A 19,716-nucleotide genomic window follows, 5' to 3' on the forward strand; every position below is an offset into this window, starting at 1 on the left:
CTTACAAGGCTTCCAGTTGGCTCATCAGATCGTTCAGGCGCTCGGCTTTCTGCTCGGTGATGGCCGAGCCTTCCAGCGCCTCGATGTAGGCCGCCAGTTCCGCGACCGTCGCGCACTCGAACATCGCCCGCAGCGGGACGTTGCGCTGCAAGGCCTTCTGCACCCGTGACGCGATCTGCGTGGCCAACAGCGAGTGCCCACCCAACTCGAAGAAGTTATCGTGGATGCCGACCCGCTCGACCTTCAGCACCTCGCGCCAGATGTCCGCCAGGTCGCGTTCCAGCTCGCTGCGCGGCGCGGTGTAGTGCTGCTGCGCCTGTCCGATGTCCAGCCCCGGCAGGGCACGCCGATCCAGCTTGCCGTTGGCGTTGAGCGGCAGGCGCTCCAGCAGCAACCAGTGCAAGGGCACCATGTAGTCCGGCAGCTCGGCCCTCAGGTCCTGCTTGAGCCGTTCGCGATAGGCGCTCTGCTCGACAAGCGATTGCGCCGCGTTGGCTTCGTCCAGTTGCAGCAGGGCACTGTCCGCCGGTACCACGTAGCCCACCAGTTGCTTGCCGGTGGGGCCTTCCTGTACCGCGACCGCCGCGTCCCGCACGCCATCGTGCTGGTGCAGGCGCGCCTCGATCTCGCCCAGTTCGATGCGGAAGCCACGGATTTTCACCTGGTGGTCGAGGCGGCCGACGTACTCCAGCACGCCATCGGCGCGCCGCCGCGCCAGGTCCCCGGTGCGGTACAGGCGCTCGCCGGGTTCGCCATAGGGATGCGGCAGGAACGCCAGGGCGGTGCGTGCCGGATCGCCGACATAACCTCGGCCGACCCCGGTCCCCGCCACGCACAGTTCGCCCACCGCGCCGACCGGCACCGGCAGGGCCTGTTCGTCCAGCACGTACAGGCGATTGTTGTCGGTGGGCGTGCCGATGGGCAGGTAGCTGCCCTGGGTGGACGCCGGGTCCACCCGGAACAGCGCCACGTCGTCGGAGCACTCCGCCGGGCCGTAGGCGTTCACCAGGCCGATATCGGGGTAGCGCTGCAACCACTGCCGCGCCAGCTCCGGCGGCATGGCCTCACCGGTCGGCAGCATCCAGCGCAGGGCCGGCAACGGGTCCTGCTCTTCCGTCAGCAGCCCCTGGATCAACGAGGGCACGCTCTCCAGCACGGTCACACCACGCTCGCGGACATGCCTGAGCAGGACCGCCGGGTCGTGGGCGATGGCGTTGGGGACGATCTCGACCCGCGCGCCGCACAGCGCCGCGGTGAGGAACTGCCACACGGAAATATCGAAGCTCTGCGACGCGGTCTGGGCGATCACGTCGCGTTCGTCCAGGCCCAGATAAGGCACCTTGCTCAGTTGGTTGTTGAGCATGCCGGCCTGCTCCACCATCACCCCCTTGGGCACCCCGGTGGAACCCGAGGTGTAGATGATGTAGGCCAACCGATCCGGGCCGCTGGGCACGGCGGGGTCGTGCTCCGCGCCCGGAGTCCCTTGCAGCGTTTCCCACACCAGCAGACGGGGCCGCCGCGGCGCCTCCAGTTCGTCGAGCAAACGCCGCGCCTGGTCGCTGCACGCCTGGTCGCAGACCAGCACCGGCGCGCGGCTCAGGCTGAGGATATGGCTCAGGCGCTGGCTCGGGTGGCCGGGGTCGAGCGGCAGGTACGCCGCGCCCGCCTTGAAGCTACCGACGATCATGCCCAGCAGTTCCAGGCCACGCTCGGCCAGCAGCGCCACCGGCTGATCGGGCCGCACGCCCGCCTCGATCAAACCATGGGCGAGGCGATTGGCCTGGCGATTGAGCTCGGCATAGCTCCATTGCCGCTCCAGGCAGACCGCCGCGATGCGCTGGGGATGGGCCGCGACCCGGGCCTCGAACAGCGCCGCGTACCCCTGTTCCAGCGGATAGGCACGGTCGGTGCGGTTGCAGTCCTGCAAGAGGAAGCGGCTTTCATCCTCGCCCATCAGCGGCAAGTCGGCGAAGTCGCCCTGGAAGCCGTCGATCAAGGCCAGCAGCAGGCGCTTGAAATCGGCCAGCAGGCGCGCCACGGTCGGTTCGTCGAAGAACCGCTGGTCATAGGAAAGGTGCAGGCCCAGGTCGTCGCCCGGGTAGCAGACCACGGTCAGCGGGAAGTTGGTGTGGGTCCGCCCCGACTCCGAGCGCGCATTGAGGCTTTGCGCCTTGTCCAGCACCGAGACTTCCACCGGCGCGTTCTCGAAGACGAACAGGCTATCGAACAACGGCTGGCCCTTGGGCAGTTCGCTGCACGCCTGGATGTTCACCAGCGGCAGGTATTCGTGCTCGCGCAGCGCCAGGTTGCGCTCCAGCAGCTCGCGCAGCCAGTCGCCGACGGCGCGGCGCTCGCCCGCCGCCGGCATCGGCACCCGCAACGGCACGCTGTTGATGAACAGCCCCACGGTCCGCTGCATCTCCGGCATGCCCACTGGACGCCCGGCCACGGTGACCCCGAAGAGGACGTCCCGCTCGCCGCTGTAGCGGCGCAATACCAGCGCCCAGGCCGCCTGGGCGAAGGTGTTGGCAGTCAACTGGTGACGCTGCGCCAGTTCGCGCAAGCGGCGACCGTCGGCCGCATCCAGGCGAGCGTGGGCATCGGCCACGCGCATCGCACCGCTGTCATGCACGATCGGCCGGTCGCTGGGAACCAGGGTCGGCCGTTCGAAGCCGCGCAGGCTTTCCCGCCAATAGGCGGTGGCTTCATCGGCGTCCTGGCGCTGCAGCCAGGCGATGTAGTCGCGATAACGCGGCGCCAGCGGCAACTCGGCCTGTTCGCCACGGCCGAAGGCCTGGTAGATCTCGAGGAAGTCCCCCATCAGCAATGACCGGCACCAGGCGTCGATGAGGATGTGGTGGTTGCTCATCAGGAACCAGTAGCGCGCTTGGCCCAGGCGGATCAGGCGCAGGCGGAAAGGCGGTTCCCGCAGCAGGTCGAAGCCGGCCTGGCGTTCGTTTTCGAGCAGAGTCGCCAGGCGGGTTTCGTGGTCGTCCTCGGGCACCTCGCTCCAGTCCTGGTAATCCACCGGCACCGGGCCCGGTCGGTGGATGATCTGCTGCATGGTGTCGCCGGCGTCCCACCAGAAGGAGGCGCGCAACGCTTCGTGGCGAGCCGCCACCGCTTGCCAGGCGGCGGCGAAGCGCGACGGATCGATCTCGCTGTCCACCCGGTAGCGGTCCTGCATGAAATACACGCCCGAGCCCGGCTCCAACAGGGTGTGCAGCAGCAAGCCTTCCTGCATCGGGGTCAGGGGATAGATGTCGTCGATCTGGTCGAAGGCCACCGGCAGCGCATCCAACTGGCCTTGGTCGAGCCGTGCCAGCGGGAAGTCCGATGGCGTGATGCCGCCGACCTCGGGCTCAAGGCAATGGGCGATCAATCCCTGCAATTCCTCCAGATAGGCCTCCGCCAGGTCCTGCACGGTGCTCACCTGATAGAGGTCTTCGCTGAAGGTCCAGCGCAGCAGCAGTTCGCCGCCGTAGACCTGGCCATCCACGCTGAGCCAGTTGGGCAAGCGGCTGTCGGGGTCGTGGGCCGCGCCGGAGGCTTCGTCCACCGGACGGAACAGCGCGTCCGCGGCGAAGCTCTGGTCGAACTGGCCGAGGTAGTTGAAGGTGACTCGGGCCTGGGGCAGCGTCTCCAGGACAGCCCGCCGCTCGGCGTCCGCCAGGTAGCGCAGCACGCCGTAGCCGAGGCCTTTGTGCGGCACCGCGCGCAGTTGTTCCTTGATCGCCTTGAGCGACGTGCCAGGTTCGTCGGCCGGGGTCAGGCGCAAGGGGTAGGCGCTGGTGAACCAACCCAGGGTGCGGGTCAGGTCGATGGCGTCGAACAGCGCTTCGCGGCCGTGGCCTTCCAGCTGGACCAGGGTCGAGCGTTCGCCGGTCCAGCGGCACAGCACCCGCGCCAGGGCAGTGAGCAACAGGTCGTTGACCTGGGTCCGGTAGGCCGCGGGCGCCTGTTGCAGCAGCTCGCGGGTGCGTTGCGCGTCCAGTTTCACCGACAGGCTGCACGCGTGCCGTTGCAGGTTGAGACCCTGCGGATTGTCGCGGGGCGGCTCGACCGCGGGACCGGCCAGGTGGTCCCGCCACCAGTCCAGTTCCTCGCGCAGCGGCTCGCTGCCGGCATAGGTCTGCAGGCAACGGCCCCAGTCGCGGAAGGCGCTGGTTTTCGCCGGCAAGTTCACCTGCTCGCTCGCCGCGCACTGCCGGCAAGCGGTCTGCAAATCGTCGAGCAGGACGCGCCAGGAAACGCCATCCACCGCGAGGTGGTGGATCGCCAGCAGCAAGCGTCGCTGTTCACCGGGGCCCTCGGCGAGCACCGCGCGCAGCAGCGGACCGCGCTGGATGTCCAGGCTGCGCTGGGCCTCCTCGAACAGCGCGAGACGGTCCGCCGCGTCGTCGACGCGGCGTTGCCAGAGCAGGTCGGCGATTGGCGCATCGACCTCGCGATGCGTGGCGTGCCAGCCCTGCTCATCCCGGACGAAACTCAGGCGCAAGGCATCGTGATGGGCCACCAACGCGTGCAACGCCTGTTCCAGATGCCGGCCTTCGAGGGTCGCGACCGGCTCCAGCAACAGCGCCTGGTTCCAATGGTCGGGCCGCTGAGAAAGGCTGTCGAAGAACCAGTGCTGGATCGGCGTCAGGGGCGCGTCTCCGCTCACCGCTCCCTGGTCGATGCTCAGGCGCTCGCTGACTTGCGCCGCGGCGGCGAGGCTCTGCACGGTCTGGAAGCGGAAAAGTTCCTTCGGCGTGAAGTGCAGTCCGGCCTGGCGCGCCCGGCTGACCACCTGGATCGACAGGATCGAATCGCCGCCCAGCTCGAAGAAGTTGTCGTGCAGGCCGACGCGCTCCACGTTCAGCACCTCGCGCCAGATTCGCGCCAGCTTTCGCTCGCGCTCGTCGCGCGGCTCGACATAGGCCTGTCGCGCGCGCTCCAGGTCCGGCATCGGCAACGCCTTGCGGTCCAGCTTGCCGTTGGCGGTCAAGGGCAGGCTATCCAGTAACAGGATGTGCGTCGGCACCATGTAGTCCGGCAACCGGGCTTGCAGCTCACCCTTGAGGCTTTCCCGGAAGCGCTCCTGGCGGGCCTCGTCGGCCAGGTTCAGTCCTGTCTCGACGGCAGTCACGTAGGCCACCAGTTGCAGCCCGGAACCGCCTTCGACGGCGAGCACCACCGCTTCCCGCACCTCCGGGGATGCCTGCAGGCGGGCCTCGATTTCGCCCAGTTCGATGCGGAAGCCGCGGATCTTCACTTGATGGTCGATCCGCCCCAGGTATTCCAGCAAACCGTCGCGCCGGCGTTTCACCCGGTCGCCGGTACGGTACAAGCGTCCGCCCCCCGGCGTGCCGAAGGGGTCGGCGACGAAGCGTTCGGCGGTCAGCCCGGGCCGCTCGTGATAACCGCGGGCCAGGCCGGCACCGCCGACGTAGAGCTCGCCCACCGCCCCGGGCGCGACCGGGTTGAGGTCCGCGTCGAGAATGTACAGGCTGCGCGCCCCGACCCCCGAGCCGATCGGAATGCTGTTGGCCTCCTGGTCCAGATCGAGCGGGACCTCGCCAGCCAGCGGCATCACCACCGTCTCGGTCGGGCCATAGGCGTTGAAGAAGCGCTGCGGCGCGAAGGCCGCACGAATGCCATGCACGTGTTCCGGTGTCAGGGCTTCGCCGCCGGTGATGCACAGGCGCACCGGCAGTACCTCGCCACGTTCGCGCAGCCATTGGGCGAGCTGGCCGCCATAGCTGGGGGTGAAGCCGACGACGCTGACCGACTGTTCGCGGATCAGCCCGCAGATGTCTTCCGCCCCCCATTGGCCCTGCTCGCGCAACACCACGCGGGCACCGCAGAGCAAGGGGGTCAGCAGGCGCTCGCTGGCGGCGTCGAAATTGATCGAATAGAAGTGCAGTTCGCAGTCGTCGGCGCCCATGCCGAAGCGCTCGATCACCGCGCGGCAATGCATGGCGATGGCGCCATGGGCCACCGCGACGCCTTTAGGCTGGCCGGTGGAGCCGGAGGTGTAGATCAGATAGGCCAGGTGCGCCGGGTCGACCGGCAGATTCAGGTCGGCGGATTCATGGGCGTCCAGGGCGGCGGCGTCGCGCTCCTGGCACCAGGCGCCGACACCGGCCGGCAATTCCCCCAGGGCATCGAACAACGCCGCGTGGCCGAGCAGCAGGCCGATGCCGCTGTCCTCCACCATGTAACGCAGGCGCTCCGCCGGGTATTCGGGGTCCAGCGGCACATAGGCAGCGCCGGCCTTGAGGATCGCCAGCAGGCCCACGACCATCTCCAGGGAGCGTTCCAGGGCCAGGCCCACCCGGGCTTCGGCGCCGACGCCCCGCTCGCGCAGGTGGCGGGCCAGACGGTTGGCCCGCGCGTTGAGTTCGCGGTAGCTCAGGGTGGAACCCGCGAAGGTCAATGCCGGCGCCTCCGGCGTCGCGGCGGCTTGCCGCTCGAACAGGACGTGCAGGCATTCGTCGAGCGCCGACTCCGCCGGGGCGGGCGGGTCCTGGGTCAACAAGGCACGAAGTTCGTCGGCCTCGAACAGGGGCAATTCGCTGAGCCGCCGCTGCGGCTCGGCGAGCAGGCCGCACAACAGGGTTTGCCAGTGCCGGGCCATGCGCTCGATGGTGTCGGCGTCGAACAAATCGCTGCTATAGGTCAGGCAGCAGCGCAGGTGCGCATCGAAATCGGTAACCTCCAGGTTCAGGTCGAACTTGGTGGCCCGGGCGTCGTTGACCAGGTAGTCCAGGCGCAGGCCGCCGGCGATCTCCCGGGTTTGCTGGAATTCCCAGCGCTGCACGTTGCACATCACCTGGAACAACGGGTTGTAGGCCGCGCTCCGCTGGGGTTGCAGGGCTTCGACCAGATGATCGAACGGCAGATCCTGATGGGACTGGCCCTCCACCGCGACCTGCTTCACCTGCTCCAGCCACTCCTCCACCCGCATGTGGCCTGCGGGACGCAGACGCAGCACCTGGGTATTCAGGAAGGCGCCGATCAGGCCCTCGCTTTCCGGGCGTATCCGGTTGGCCATGGGCGTGCCGATGCGCAGGTCATCCTGCCCGCTGTAGCGATACAGCAGCAGGCCGAGGGTGGCGGTCATGGTCATGAACAGGGTCAGGCCCCGTTCGGCGTTGAATGCGCGCAACCGTTGCGCCAGATCGTCGTCCAGCTCGAAGCGGTACAGATCGCCACGGTGGCTTTGCACCGGCGGGCGTGGCCGGTCGAAGGGCAGTTCGAGCAAGGGCTGCTCGCCGCCCAGTTGATGCGTCCAGTAATCCAACTGCCGGCGCAACTCGCCGGCCTCGAGCCATTGACGTTGCCAGACGCTGTAGTCCAGGTATTGCACCGGCAGTTCCGGCAACGGCGAGGGCCGGCCCTGCAGCGCCGCCTCGTAGAGCGCCGCCAGTTCCCGGGCGAAGATGTCCATCGCCCAGCCCTCGGTGACGATGTGATGCAGGGTCACCACCAGGTAGTGTTCGCGGTCGGCTGCCTTCAGCAGGCAGACCCGCAGCAAGGGGCCCCGCTCCAGGTCGAAGGGCGCATGGGCCTCGGCCTCGGCGAAACGTCGCAGCTCGTCCTGGAAGGCCGGCGCCGCCAGGTTCGAGAAATCCAGCCGGCGCAGGCGTACCGGACTTTCGGCGGCGACCTTTTGCAGCGGGACGCCGTCGACGCTGGGGAAGGTGGTGCGCAGGGTTTCGTGACGCTGCATCAGTGCCTGTAGCGCCGCGTCGAAGTGATCCGCCTGCAGCGGACCGCTCATGCGCGCCACGCCGCCGACGTTGTAGGCGGGGCTGTCCGGCTCCAGTTGCCAGAGAAACCACATGCGTTGCTGCGAATAGGACAAGGGCACCGGCAGGCTGCGATCGATCCGGGCGATGGCGCCCTGACCATTGCGCTGGCCGGTTTCCAGGGCCTGCTGCACGCACGAGACGAAGGCTTCCAAGCGGCTGGCCTCGAACAGGCTGCTCAGCGGCAGCTCGACGTCACAGGCCTGGCGCACGCGGGAAACGATGCGCGTAGCCAGCAGCGAGTGCCCGCCCAGCTCGAAGAAATCGTCGTCCAGGCCAATGCGCTCGACCCCCAGGACCTCGCGCCAGATCGCGGCGATCCGGCACTCCAGGTCGCTGCTCGGGGCGCGCTGCGCCCGTTGGGTCCAGCGCGGCTCCGGCAGCGCGCGCCGGTCCAGTTTGCCGCTCGGCGTCAAGGGCAGGGTTTCCAGGCGCATCACGAGCGCCGGGACCATGTATTCCGGAAGGACCCGTTGCAACGCCTGGCGTACCCGCAGGCCCAGTGCGTCCTGGTCCTCCTGGCTTTCGCAGACGACATAGCCCACCAGTTGCTCGCCCGCCTGCCCGCGGTGCAGGGTCACCGCCGCCTGGCGGACACCTGGCTGCTCCAGCAGCCAGGTTTCGACTTCCTCCAGCTCGATGCGGAACCCGCGCAACTTGACCTGGCGGTCCATACGCCCCAGGTATTCGAGCGCACCGTCGGCGCGCCAGCGTGCCCGGTCGCCGCTGCGGTACAGCCGCCCACCGCGATCGTCGGCGGCCGGCACGAAACGCTCCGCGGTCAGTGCCGCGCGCCCCAGGTAACCCCGCGCCAGCCCGCTGCCGCCGATATAGAGTTCGCCGGCGACGCCGATGGGCACCGGTTGCAGGCGCGCATCGAGCACCTGGCAGACCACGTTGCCCAGCGGCCGGCCGATGGGCACCAGGGCACGATTTTCCGACACGCAGGGCCAGTGGGTGACGTTGATCGCCGTTTCCGTCGGGCCATAGCGGTTGTGCAATGCCACGGCCGGCAAGCGCTCCCGCACCCGGTCCTGCAATTCGCTGGAAAGAGCCTCGCCGCCGGAGAAGAGCAGGCGCAGGGTGACGCACTGCTCGACGCGCGCCTCCTCGATGAACAGGTGCAGCAGCGGCGGGACGAAATGCAGCACGCTCACGCCCTGCTCGATCACTCGGTCCACCAGGCGCCGCGGGTCGCGGTGCTCGCCCGGCGCGGCGAGCACCAGGCGGCTACCGGCGAGCAGCGGCAGGAAGCATTCCCACACCGAGACATCGAAGCTGACCGGCGCCTTCTGCAGGAAAACGTCTTCGGCGTCGAAGCCGTAGGTGTCCAGCATCCAGCGCAGCCGCTCGTTCAGGGCCCGATGGGTATTGCCGACGCCCTTGGGTTGGCCGGTGGACCCTGAGGTGTAGATGACGTAGGCGAGGTTGTCGCCGCTGAGGGCGACGTCCGGCGCCTGGGCATCGCCCTCCTCCAGGTTCAGCCGGTCCAGTTCCAGCACGGGCAGGCCGGCCGGCAGTGCCAGCGCGGGCAGGTGACTCTGGGTCAGCAGCAAGGCGAGCGCGCTGTCCTCGACCATGTAGGCCAGGCGTTCCGCCGGATAGTCGACGTCCAACGGCACATAGGCGGCGCCGCTCCTGAGAATGGCCAGCAGCCCGACGATCAGTTCCGGCGAACGCTCCACGGCGATGCCGACCCGCACTTCCGGGCCGACGCCGAGGGCGATCAGGCGATGAGCCAGGCGATTGGCACGGGCATCCAGGGTGGCGTAATCGAGGCTGCCGCCGTCGCTGACCAGCGCGATCCGCTGCGGCGCGCGACGAGCCGTTTCGGCGATGGCGTGGGGGATCAGGCTGGCCGGGTACGTCCGGGGCGCCCTCGCCCAGGCCTCCAGTTGCGCCCGCTCGCCGTCGTCCAGCAGTTCGAGCTCGCCGATGGGCCTCGCCGGGTGCGCCACGGCCTCGCGCAGGAGCGCCACCAGGTGCCGCGCCATGCGCTGGATGGTGCAGGCATCGAACAGTTCGGCGGCATAGTCGAAGGCCAGCGTCAGCCGACCGCGCTCGTCTTCCTCGCTCTGCAACTGCAGCTCGAACTTGGCTTCGCGACTGTGCCAGGGCAACTCCTCGGCGAGCAGACCGGGCAGGCGGCGCAATGCGCGACGGTCACGTTGCTGGTGGTTGAACAGGACCTGGAAGGGTCCGGCGGCGTTCGCTCCGCGAGCGCCCGCGAGGGCCTCCACCACTTGATCGAAGGGCACGTCTTGGTGCGCCTGTGCGCCCAAGGTCGCGCTACGCGCGGCGTCCAGCACCTGCTGGAAGGGGGTGCCGGCATCCAGCTCGCCGCGCAGTACCAGGGTATTGATGAAGAAGCCGACCAGCCCTTGGGTCTCCCACCGGGTGCGGTTGGCATTGGGCACGCCGACGCGGATATCGTCCTGCCCGCTGTAGCGATGCAGAAGGCTTTGCAGCGCCGCCAGCAAGAGCATGAACAGCGTGGCATCCCGTTCCCGGGCGAGGGCTTTCAGGCCCTCGGCCAGCTCTGGATCGAGCCCGAACGACAGGCGCTCGGCGCGATACTTGCCCCCGTCATGGCGGGGCCGATCGGTGGGCAACGCCAGTACCGGCTGGCTGCCGCCCAGGGTTTCCCGCCAGTACGCCAGTTGCCGCTCGCCCTCGCCCTGGGCCAGCCACTCCCGTTGCCAGAGGGCGAAATCGGTGTATTGCACCGGCAGTTCGGAGAGCTGCGCGAGGCGATCCTGGGCGAAGGCGGCGTAGAGGCTGGAGAACTCCTCGATCAGCAGGTTCAGCGACCAGCCGTCGGCGACGATGTGATGCAGGGTGACCAGTAACAGGTGCTCCTGGTCGTCCAGACGGATCAAACCGACCCGCAGCAACGGCCCTTCGCGCAAATCGAAGGGCCGCAGCGCCTCCTCTTCGCGCAGGCGCTGCGCTTGCGACTCGCGCTGCTCGGGCGGCCACTCGCCGAGATCGGTCCGTTGCAGCCGCAGCGGCTGCGCGGCCTGGACCTGCTGCAAGGCGATCCCGTCCTGTTCGAAAAAGAAGGTCCGCAGGCCGGAATGCCGGCTGAGCAGGTGGTCGAAGCTGCGCTGGAGCGCGACCTCGTCCAGATCGCCACGCAAGCGCAAGGCGCCGGGAATGTTGTAGGAGGCACCGAGAGGATCGAGTTGCCAGAGGAACCACAGCCGCTGCTGGGCCGGAGACTGGGGCGTGGGTTGCGTGCCGGCATGTCGCTCGATGGCGCTGCCAGCCACCTTGCCGGCCTGTTGCAGGCGCGCCACCAGGGCGGTGAACGCGGCGAAGGTCGGCGCTTCGAACAGATGCTGCGGCTCCAGGGCGACCCCGAGACGCTCGCGCAGGGCTGCGACGACCTCGACGGCACGGATGGAGTTGCCCCCCAGGCCGAAGAAATGGCTGTCCGCCTCGACGCGCTCGACGCCCAGGCGTTCGCGCCAGAGCGCCGCGATCAGGTGTTCGGGGGTGTCCGAAGCCGGGCTCGGCGTGCTTGAAGCGGTCGGGAATTCGTCCTGGCGATACAGCCTGTAGGCGTCGAGGCGCCCCTCTTCGAGGCCGATGCGGCAGGCCGAGCGTTGCAGCTTGCCACTGGAGGTCTTCGGCAAGGTGCCGGGATCGAGCAGCGCCACCAGTCCCGGCGCCTCGCCGTGCGCCTCGGCGACCGCCTGGCGAATGAGCGCGACCAGGGTGTCCGCCGGCACCAGTTTCTGCACGCGCCGGCCGATCTCGGCGGCGATGCCGATGCGTTCCTGCCCTTGGCTCTGAACGGCGAATGCGGCGACACGTCCTTTGCGTACCCCTTCCACCGCCTGCTCGATACTGCGTTCGATGTCCTGCGGATAGAGGTTCTGCCCGCGGACGATCAGCATGTCCTTGAGCCGACCGGTCACATAGAACTCGCCGGCGCGGCGGAAGCCCAGGTCGCCCGTGCGTAGCCAGGTACGCCCTTCGCGCTCGACGAAGCTGGCGGCGCTCGCCTGGGGATTGCGCCAGTAGCCGTGCGCGATGCTCGGACCGCTGGTCCAGATCTCGCCGACCCGGTCGTCCTCCAGGGTTTCGCCACTCACGGGATCGACCAGCATCAGCGCGTGGCCGGGCTGGGCATGGCCACAGCTGGCCAACGGCAGGCCCGCCCCTTCCTTGGCCCGGTGCTCGCTCAGCGCGCGCGCGTCCAGCTCCAGGGTGGAAATGCCCGCACCGCGCCGTCCGCCGGTGACGAACAGGGTCGCCTCCGCCAGCCCGTAGCAGGCGAAGAAGGCGGACGCCTGGAAGCCACAGGCGGAGAATTTCGCCGCGAACCCTTCCAGGCTGTCCGGACGGATCGGCTCCGAACCGGAGAATGCGACGCGCCAGCGGCTCAGGTCGAGCCGCGCCAAGGCGCTGTCGGCGATGCGCTCGGCGCACAGGCGGAAGGCGAAATCCGGTCCGCCGCTGACGGTGCCGCCGAAGCGGCTCACCGCGTCCAGCCAGCGCAACGGGCGTTCGAGGAAATACTGTGGCGACATCAACACCACCGGGACGCCGCTGAAGATACCCTGCAGCAAGCCGCCGATGAGCCCCATGTCGTGGTACAGCGGCAACCAGCTGACGATCACATCGTCATCCTGAATGCCGAAGCCGTGGCGGATCAGGCGCTCGTTGGCCACCAGGTTGCCATGGGTGACCTGCACGCCCTTGGGCGACGCGGTCGAACCGGAGGTGTATTGCAGGAAGGCGATGTCATCCCCGCATAGCACCGGTGCCTGGTAGGCGGCGACAGCCGATGGATCGAACTCGTCCACCGCGAGCAACCCGATCTCGGGCTGCCCTTCGCATAGCGGCCGCAGGCTCTCGCGCAGGCCCGAGGTGGTCAGGATCAGCCGCGGCCGGGCATCCTCGACGATGCCCAGCAAGCGTTCCCGGTGCTGGGGGCGGTTGGACTCCGGAGGATAGGCCGGCACGGCGATGATCCCGCTGTACAGGCAGGCGCAGAAGGTCGCCACGTACTCCACGCCGCTGCTGAACAGCAGCAGTGCGCGGTCACCGGGCTCGGCGGACTGGCGCAACGTAGCGGCGATGGCGCGGACCCGCAGGTCCAGTTCACGGTAACTGAGCGTTTCGCCGTCACCTTCACCCGTGAGGAAACGCAGGGCCAGCCGATCCGGCTCCGCAGCGGCGCGCGATTGCAAGGCGTCAGCCAGGGTTTCGAGGCGCGGGGCGCCCGGGAGATCGAATACTTCCTTCATGTCGTTACCTGCCTGGATCGGCTGCGTGCGTGGGTTCGGAGAAGAGCGGGATCAGGGGCTGGTGAGCGCCTGGCGACGGGAATCCAGGCCGCTGGCAGGCGGGCCGTACAGATGAAGTCGCGCGTGTTCCTCGACGGCGAGCAGCACTTCCCGTTCGCAGTCGTGGATGAAGAAGTGGTGGCCTTCGAACATATCGAGGGAGAAGGCCCCCAGGGTTTCGTCTTGCCAGGCGAGCAGGTCTTCGATGCTGACATCGTCCTGCTTGCCGCCCAGCACATGGATCGGCAGCCGCAGCGGCGCGCGGGGGGAATAGCGGTAGCCTCCGCAGAGCAGGAAGTCCGCCCGCAGGATCGGCAGCGCGAAGCTGAGCAACTCGGGATTGGCGAGGACCTCCTCGGAGGTGCCACGCAGGCTGCGTAACCGTTCGATCAACTCGGGGTCGCTTTTCGGCTCGGCGTAGTCGGAGAAGTCTCGCCTGGCCGGTGCCGAGGTCCCCGACGCGAAAAGCGCCAGCGGCGCGGGAACGCCCATTTCGCGCAACGCGTGGGCGGTCTCGAAGGCCAGCAGTCCGCCGAGGCTATGGCCGAACAGCGCATAGGGACGCTGTAGATCGGCGCGAATCTCCATCGCCAGGCGTCGTGCCAGCTCGATGGCGTCGGTCGCGAACGGCTGGGCGGAGCGTGCGCCGCGCCCAGGCAGCTCCAGCGGATGCACGTCGAGCCAGGCGGGCAGCTTGCGCCGCCAACGGGCGTAGACCATGGCGCTGGCGCCCGAATAGGGCAGGCAGAACAAGCGCAGCCGGGGCATGCCTGTCATCTCAAGCGGTCGCCTGGTCCATCTTCTGCCGCAAGCTCAGCGGGCGCATGTCGGTCCAGACCTCCTCGATGTAGGCCAGGCACTCCTGCTTCAGCCCACGCTTGCCGACGGCGCGCCAGCCATTGGGGATTTCCTTGTAGTCCGGCCAGATGGAGTACTGCTCCTCGTGGTTCACCACGACCTGGAACACAACGTCGTCACGATCGAAAACCATGTTCATCCCCTCGGTTGACCTGAGGCCGGGCCCCTGCCCGACCCATTACACAGAGAAGAACGGATGGGTTTCGAAAATAATTAGCCCGCTTTCAGACGGCCTTCGAACGAGGGGGAAGCTCGGGAACAGGTCCTCCGGTGCGGCTGCGCGTCACATGGACAAAACATTTTCGCGGCAGGCTGCCATAGCAGGCAGTCAGCAAAATGGCAATATTTCTCGATAATGATTCTCATTTGACAATGCGCATCAGTCGCCCTATTTTGTCCGGCGTCGTATGGACCAAGCCCATAGAAATTTGCCGTCACACCTCGTCGCACAGGTAACTTCCATGCAAAAACAAGGATCCGTTGATTTTCTGGCTACCGGGCTGCGCGCCCCATCGCTACAGGCTTTCGTCGAACATCGCTCTGTCCTGGTGAAAACCGCGGCGCGCATCACCGGATGTCATTCCCGCGCCGAAGACATCGTCCAGGATGCCTATTTCCGCTTGGAGTCAGCCCCTCTGGTTTCCCTCTCCTTCAAAGCCCAGGTCAGCTATATGTTCCGCACGGTGCGCAACCTGGCCATCGATCATTACCGCAAGCAGATCCTGGAAAGAAAGTATTCGGGGAGCGAAGCGGAAGGTTTGGAGGTGGAGACCCATGAAAGCGCTTCCCCCGAAGCGACCCACATCCATCAGGAAACCCTGGACATGCTGGATGGCGCGCTGGGCGAACTGCCGCGCCGAACCCGTTACGCGTTCGAGATGTATCGCTTGCACGGGGTGCCGCAGAAGGAAATCGCCAAGGAGCTCGGCGTGTCACCGACCTTGGTCAACTTCATGGTCCGGGATGCGTTGCTGCATTGCCGCAAGCGCGTAGAGAACGAAAGGCTTTCGCTGGAAAAGGCAAGCTAGGGGATGTGCGTCCCTGAACACAGAAACCGCCTGTACGAAAAATAACCGAACGCAGGTCAGGGAAAGCAAAACGGGCGAAGAAACGGAGTTTCTCCGCAGTAAATGAACATGCTGAGCCTGTTGTTAGCGCAACCTCACCGAGCGCAGATCCCTTTCGTACAGAGCCTGGCGCCTGGCAGGATGGGAGCGAGGGGGCGACACCCGCCCCACTTCGCCCAGGCCGATCATGGCTTGTCCGACTCCGACCGTTTCAACTGGGGCGTATGCCCCTGGCTGTCGTTGCGTCCGCCGGTCAATTTCTCGCTACGCCGCTCTTCGATGCCTCGCTCACGCTCGTCGGCGATATCCGCCGGATTCGCATGGGGATCATTCAACGTGCGTCTGGTGTCTTGCTGGCTCATGGAAAGACGTCTCCAAGCTGAATAAAAAAGCCCCGCACAAGGCGAGGCTTCTTCCATCCTTCGATCATTTTTTAGCGTCGGTCGCGCCGCCGGTAGTGCCGGTGCCCGCACCGGTTTCGGTGGTCACGCCCGAGCTTTCGCTGCCGACCATCGAATCGGTGCCGTTACCGGCATCGGTGCTCGCGCCAGTGGTGGTGCCACTGCTTTCGCCGTTGTTGGTGGTGGTCGCGTTGTTGGTTTTACCGGAAGAACTTTCGCTGGCCGAAGGCTGGCTGGTGGGCGAGCCGCTTGCGGAGGTATCAGCGAAAACGGGAAAGGACATTACTGCTGCAATTGCGAGGGCGCCGAAGCTCTTGATGGTCATATGTCTTTCTCCAAGTCTTGATGGGGATTACCTGGAATTGGGCTGCACCAGCGGGGGAAGGTGCTCGAAGCCTGACGAACGGTAGTTCTACCGGAACGACCTGCTATTTTTTCTCGTCATTCTGCGGCCCTGGCCCCTTCTGGCCATTGGGATCGTTGTGATAGGAACCGGGTTTGCCGGCCTGATCACGCTCGGGCGGCAACCGGGTGCCAAGGTCTTGGTCCTGTGTCGAAGGCGATTTGCTGCGATCCGTAGTCATCTTTTTACCTCTGGCTGGATTTCCTGGCCGATGCGACCCGACGGCCGTGATGGCTTCGCTGTTCCCGTCGCATCAGGTAGACGGTGAGAATGAAACGAGCCGGAATCAGCGACATGAGCCCGAGCATGCCGATGATCGCGACGAACGCGATGCCGGCGGGCGTCTGCCGAATATCGGTGAAGCCGCCCAGCAACATGGCGCTGAGCAATGCAGCCAATCCGAACCATTGGCCCCACCTCGCCCACTGGAACCATCGTGTATCGATTACGTTGTCGAGCGCTGACTTCGCCATGCTCACTCCCGGGGGTTCTTATCCGCCCGCAAAAAGCGGCCGGTACCTTATAGGGAGAAGCGAAACGCGCCCCAGGTTTCTTCGGCGGGGAAAAGGATGACGGATGGTCGATGCCAGCGCGCCGCCCTGCACCCTGGATAAAAGCTGAACCCATGGCCGGGCCGCGGTCTGAAAATCCAAGCCATCTGAAAGCGGAGTCCGCCATGTATAGCCTGGAGATCCTTCAGCAGTGCGTTCGCAGCGGGCTGATCGCCGCGCTCGTGTCTTGCTTCATCCTGTACGTGAAAACCGTCAAGCCCCATGATCTGAGTCCGTTCTGGTATTACCTGGTGCTGGTGCCGGCACTCTTGGCGTTGGCATTTTTCCCCCACGGTTGGGCATGGCTGCATCCCGCGGAAGCAGCGAGAACCGAGGGCGGCAGCTTGCCGACGCTGTTCCTGGCGGACGTCATAGGGACGTTGGTGGGTGGTGCGCTGGGCTGGCTCGCCGCACGCTTGCTGCGCCGGAGTTTGCGCGATCGGTTCTGAGCGATTCCTGCTCAGCGGGTACCGCAAAGTCGGTCGAGGATGTCGGTGGTGGTGCGCTCCGCCTTGGCTTCGGCGGAAAACGACTTGGCCAGCATGCCCAGCGCCACCAGCAGATCCTGCCGACTCTCCTCGCTCAGGGCGTCCCAGTCCCTGACCAATGCCTCGAACAGCAAGGCGCCGACCCGCGAAGGCAGGAAATCCGGAAGCGCTTCACGCTGCATGATCCGCTTCACCAGTGCCAGCAATTGTTGTTCGGTCATGGAGCGCCTTTGCAATCGATCCGGAGAACCCTTGGACTGCGCCATTCGTCCCAAGTTGGGCGTAGAGCGCGTGGGACGCGCCTGGCTCAACGCAAGGCCAGGGCGATCGCGCAGAGTAGAAGGAAACCACAGAACAGGCTGCGCAACAGGGTTTCCGACAAACCGTGGGCCAGACGAACGCCCCAACTGACACTCGCCAACCCACCGATCGCCAGGGGCACTCCCCTCATCCAGTCCACCTGGCCGTGCCAGGCATAAATGCCCAGGGTGATCCCGGTGCTGGGTGCGGCCAGCGCCAGGGACAAGCCTTGGGCCACCACCTGGCTGGTGCCGAAGAGACTGGTCAGAACGGGCGTGGCCAGCACCGCACCGCCGACCCCGAACAGGCCGCCGAGTGCGCCAGCGAATCCACCCAATACCGCGAGCCACGGCCAGGGATGACGCAGTTCGCGGCTGGGCGTCCCTTTGTCCATGAACATGCGGGCGAAGTTGTACAGCGCCAGCAGCGACAGGAAGACCACGAAGCCAAGGCGCACGTAGCTGCCGTCCAGACGCACCGCATATAGGGAGACCAGCCAGGCACAGAGGAAGCCGGCGACTCCGAGGGCCAGGGCGTGCCACGGATCGATTCGGTTGCGCTGGTGGTAGCGCCATAGCGCCATCAGCACGTTGGGTACCACCATCACCAAGGCGGTACCCTGGGCGAGCTGCTGGTCCAGCCCGAACAGCACGCCCAATACCGGGATGGCCACCAGGCCTCCGCCGATCCCGAATACCCCACCCAGCAAGCCAAGGGCGACGCCCAGGCCCAGGTTGATCAACATATCCCACGGCATGCGGTCGTCTCCTGAAAAGAACGCCTAGCCTAGACGTCCGCAGCTTTTCCGGAAACGCAAAGCCACGCACAATGGCTATGCATTATTCGCAAAAGAAACGTGTATGAATCCCGATGCGCTTACCGAGCACCTGTCACTGTTTCTCGATGTGGTGGAGTCCGGAAGCTTTTCCGCCGTGGCGCGGCGGCGCCCTCTCACGCCCTCCGCCGTTGCCAGACGCATCGACAGCCTGGAGCGCGCGCTGGGAAGCGCCTTGTTCATTCGGACGACCCACGCGGTACGTCCAAGCGCCGCGGGCTTGGCGTTCGCCGAGCGTGCCAAGCGCATCCTCGGCGAACTGCGCCAGGCGCGGGCCGAAGTCGTGTCCCTGAGCAACGCGCCGGAGGGTTTGATCCGCATCGATGCGCCCTCGCCGTTCGGGCGCCGCCACCTGGCCCCGGCCCTCGCCGATTTCCTGGCGGCCTACCCGGGTCTCGACGTCCAGTTGCGCTTGATCGACAGCTTCGTCGATATGCAGGGCGAGCATCTGGGCAAAGTGGACCTGATGGTGCGAGTCGGCCCGCTAGTCGATAGCCGCCTGATCGCTACGCCCCTGGCGCCGATAATTCGCATCGCCTGCGCCAGCCCGGCCTACCTGCGGCGCCGTGGGCACCCCGCAAGCCCGCTGGAGTTGAGCGATCACGATGGCCTGGATTGGGATGCGCTGGCGCCGCCGTTCGCCTGGCGCTTCGAGGTGGATGGGCAGTCGCGGCTGATCCGCCCGCGCCGGATGCGCATGGTCGCCAACAACGCGGAAACCTTGGTATTCGGCGCCCTGTCCGGCCTGGGAATCGCCCACTTGCCGACTTGGCTGAGCGGTGAATACCTGGCGCGAGGCGAGTTGCTCCCGCTGTTCTGCGAAACCGGCCTTCCGACCGCCGAACCGAGCGGCATCCACGCCTTGCATCTGGAGGGCGAAACGGGAACCCGGAGTCGCCTGTTGCTGGAATTCCTCAAGGACCGCTTCGGTCCCGTTCCGCCCTGGGATCTCGCCCTGCGGCTATCCCTGTCGCAGGCCTGAAGCCGTTCGCCCCTCCCAGGAACGAAGAAGCCCGGCATGGCCGGGCTTCTCTGGGTCTCGCGGGAATCAAGCCTTGATGCGGGACTTGTATTCGCCGGTACGGGTATCGATCTCGATCGAATCGCCGATTTCGCAGAACGCGGAAACCTGCAGTTCGGCGCCGTTGTTCAGGCGTGCGGTTTTCATCACCTTGCCGGACGTATCGCCGCGCACCGAAGGCTCGGTGTAGGCGATCTGGCGAACGATGGTGGTGGGCAATTCGACGGAAATGACTTTGTCGCCGAAGAAGATCGCTTCGCAGACGTCGGTCATGCCGTCTTCGATGAAGGTCAACACGGCTTCGAGGTCGTCTTTTTCGATTTCGTACTGGTTGAACTCGTTGTCCATGAAGACATACAGCGGATCAGCGAAGTAGGAGTAGGTCACTTCCTTGCGTTCGAGGATCACCGGCTCCAGCTTGTCATCGGCCTTGTATACGGTCTCGGTGGCGGAACCGTTGAGCAGGTTCTTCAGCTTCATCTTGACCACGGCGCTGTTACGGCCGGATTTGTTGAACTCGGCTTTCTGGATGACCCAGGGAGAACCATTGACCATGGCTACCTGGCCAGCGCGAAACTCTTGAGCGGTTTTCATACGAATATCCGATTTGGATTGATTGGGTAACGAAAAAACAGGCCGCACATCATAGCCAATTTGCTTGAGGGTGTAACCCTGCCCCCGGAAAGCGCGCGCCGAGCGGTT

Annotated in this window: 12 protein-coding genes; 3 read left to right on the plus strand and 9 right to left on the minus strand. The window is 66.3% G+C overall.

All coding sequences use genetic code 11. From position 1 onward, the window contains the following. Position 1: 1 nt before the first annotated feature. From OGL92_RS10360 to OGL92_RS10370, 3 genes are read right to left on the minus strand one after another with little or no spacing between them, the layout of a single operon-like run. Positions 2-13,051 carry a non-ribosomal peptide synthase/polyketide synthase gene (locus tag OGL92_RS10360; protein WP_263143476.1) on the minus strand — a complete coding sequence of 4,350 codons (13,050 nt, stop codon included), beginning with the start codon at positions 13,049-13,051 and terminating at the stop codon, positions 2-4. 51 nt (positions 13,052-13,102) lie between these two features. Further along, positions 13,103-13,867, minus strand: a complete 765-nt coding sequence (locus OGL92_RS10365; protein ID WP_263143477.1) for an alpha/beta fold hydrolase — start codon at positions 13,865-13,867, stop codon at positions 13,103-13,105. Between the two features lies 1 nt (position 13,868). Then, the gene (locus tag OGL92_RS10370; RefSeq protein WP_263143478.1) at positions 13,869-14,087 is read right to left on the minus strand and encodes an MbtH family protein; all 219 of its coding nucleotides are present in this window, start codon (positions 14,085-14,087) and stop codon (positions 13,869-13,871) included. A 322-nt stretch (positions 14,088-14,409) separates the two neighbouring features. Here OGL92_RS10370 and OGL92_RS10375 point away from each other — a divergent pair, with 322 nt between their 5' ends. Then, positions 14,410-14,976: an RNA polymerase factor sigma-70 gene (locus OGL92_RS10375; RefSeq protein ID WP_263143479.1), complete on the plus strand. Its 567-nt coding sequence runs from the start codon at positions 14,410-14,412 to the stop codon at positions 14,974-14,976. A 224-nt stretch (positions 14,977-15,200) separates the two neighbouring features. Here the strand turns inward: OGL92_RS10375 and OGL92_RS10380 are convergent, their stop codons facing one another. From OGL92_RS10380 to OGL92_RS10390, 3 genes are all read right to left on the minus strand, one after another. After that, entirely contained in the window at positions 15,201-15,377 is a 177-nt protein-coding gene (locus OGL92_RS10380) for a hypothetical protein (protein WP_263143481.1), read from the minus strand. 64 nt (positions 15,378-15,441) lie between these two features. Beyond that, the gene (locus tag OGL92_RS10385) at positions 15,442-15,741 is read right to left on the minus strand and encodes a hypothetical protein (protein WP_263143482.1); all 300 of its coding nucleotides are present in this window, start codon (positions 15,739-15,741) and stop codon (positions 15,442-15,444) included. Positions 15,742-16,004: 263 nt separating this feature from the next. Continuing rightward, positions 16,005-16,292, minus strand: a complete 288-nt coding sequence (locus tag OGL92_RS10390) for a hypothetical protein (RefSeq protein WP_263143483.1) — start codon at positions 16,290-16,292, stop codon at positions 16,005-16,007. Positions 16,293-16,495: 203 nt separating this feature from the next. On the opposite strand from OGL92_RS10390, the gene OGL92_RS10395 reads away from it, so the two are divergent. Next, positions 16,496-16,819, plus strand: coding sequence for a hypothetical protein (locus OGL92_RS10395; RefSeq protein WP_263143484.1), 324 nt, complete (start codon positions 16,496-16,498; stop codon positions 16,817-16,819). Between the two features lie 11 nt (positions 16,820-16,830). Here the strand turns inward: OGL92_RS10395 and OGL92_RS10400 are convergent, their stop codons facing one another. Both OGL92_RS10400 and OGL92_RS10405 read right to left on the minus strand, forming a co-directional pair. Beyond that, positions 16,831-17,079: a hypothetical protein gene (locus OGL92_RS10400; RefSeq protein ID WP_263143485.1), complete on the minus strand. Its 249-nt coding sequence runs from the start codon at positions 17,077-17,079 to the stop codon at positions 16,831-16,833. A gap of 86 nt (positions 17,080-17,165) precedes the next feature. Beyond that, positions 17,166-17,915 (minus strand): sulfite exporter TauE/SafE family protein, encoded by a 750-nt coding sequence (locus tag OGL92_RS10405; RefSeq protein ID WP_263143486.1) that lies wholly within the window; start codon positions 17,913-17,915, stop codon positions 17,166-17,168. A gap of 103 nt (positions 17,916-18,018) precedes the next feature. Between OGL92_RS10405 and OGL92_RS10410 the strand changes: the two genes are divergently transcribed. Continuing rightward, entirely contained in the window at positions 18,019-18,975 is a 957-nt protein-coding gene (locus OGL92_RS10410; RefSeq protein ID WP_263143487.1) for a LysR family transcriptional regulator, read from the plus strand. Between the two features lie 66 nt (positions 18,976-19,041). Here OGL92_RS10410 and efp read toward each other — a convergent pair whose 3' ends face one another. Next, positions 19,042-19,608 carry an elongation factor P gene (gene efp, locus OGL92_RS10415; RefSeq protein WP_263143488.1) on the minus strand — a complete coding sequence of 189 codons (567 nt, stop codon included), beginning with the start codon at positions 19,606-19,608 and terminating at the stop codon, positions 19,042-19,044. Between the last annotated feature and the right edge of the window lie 108 nt (positions 19,609-19,716).

This window comes from Pseudomonas sp. RIT-PI-AD, assembly GCF_025642785.1.
Taxonomy (GTDB): domain Bacteria; phylum Pseudomonadota; class Gammaproteobacteria; order Pseudomonadales; family Pseudomonadaceae; genus Pseudomonas_T.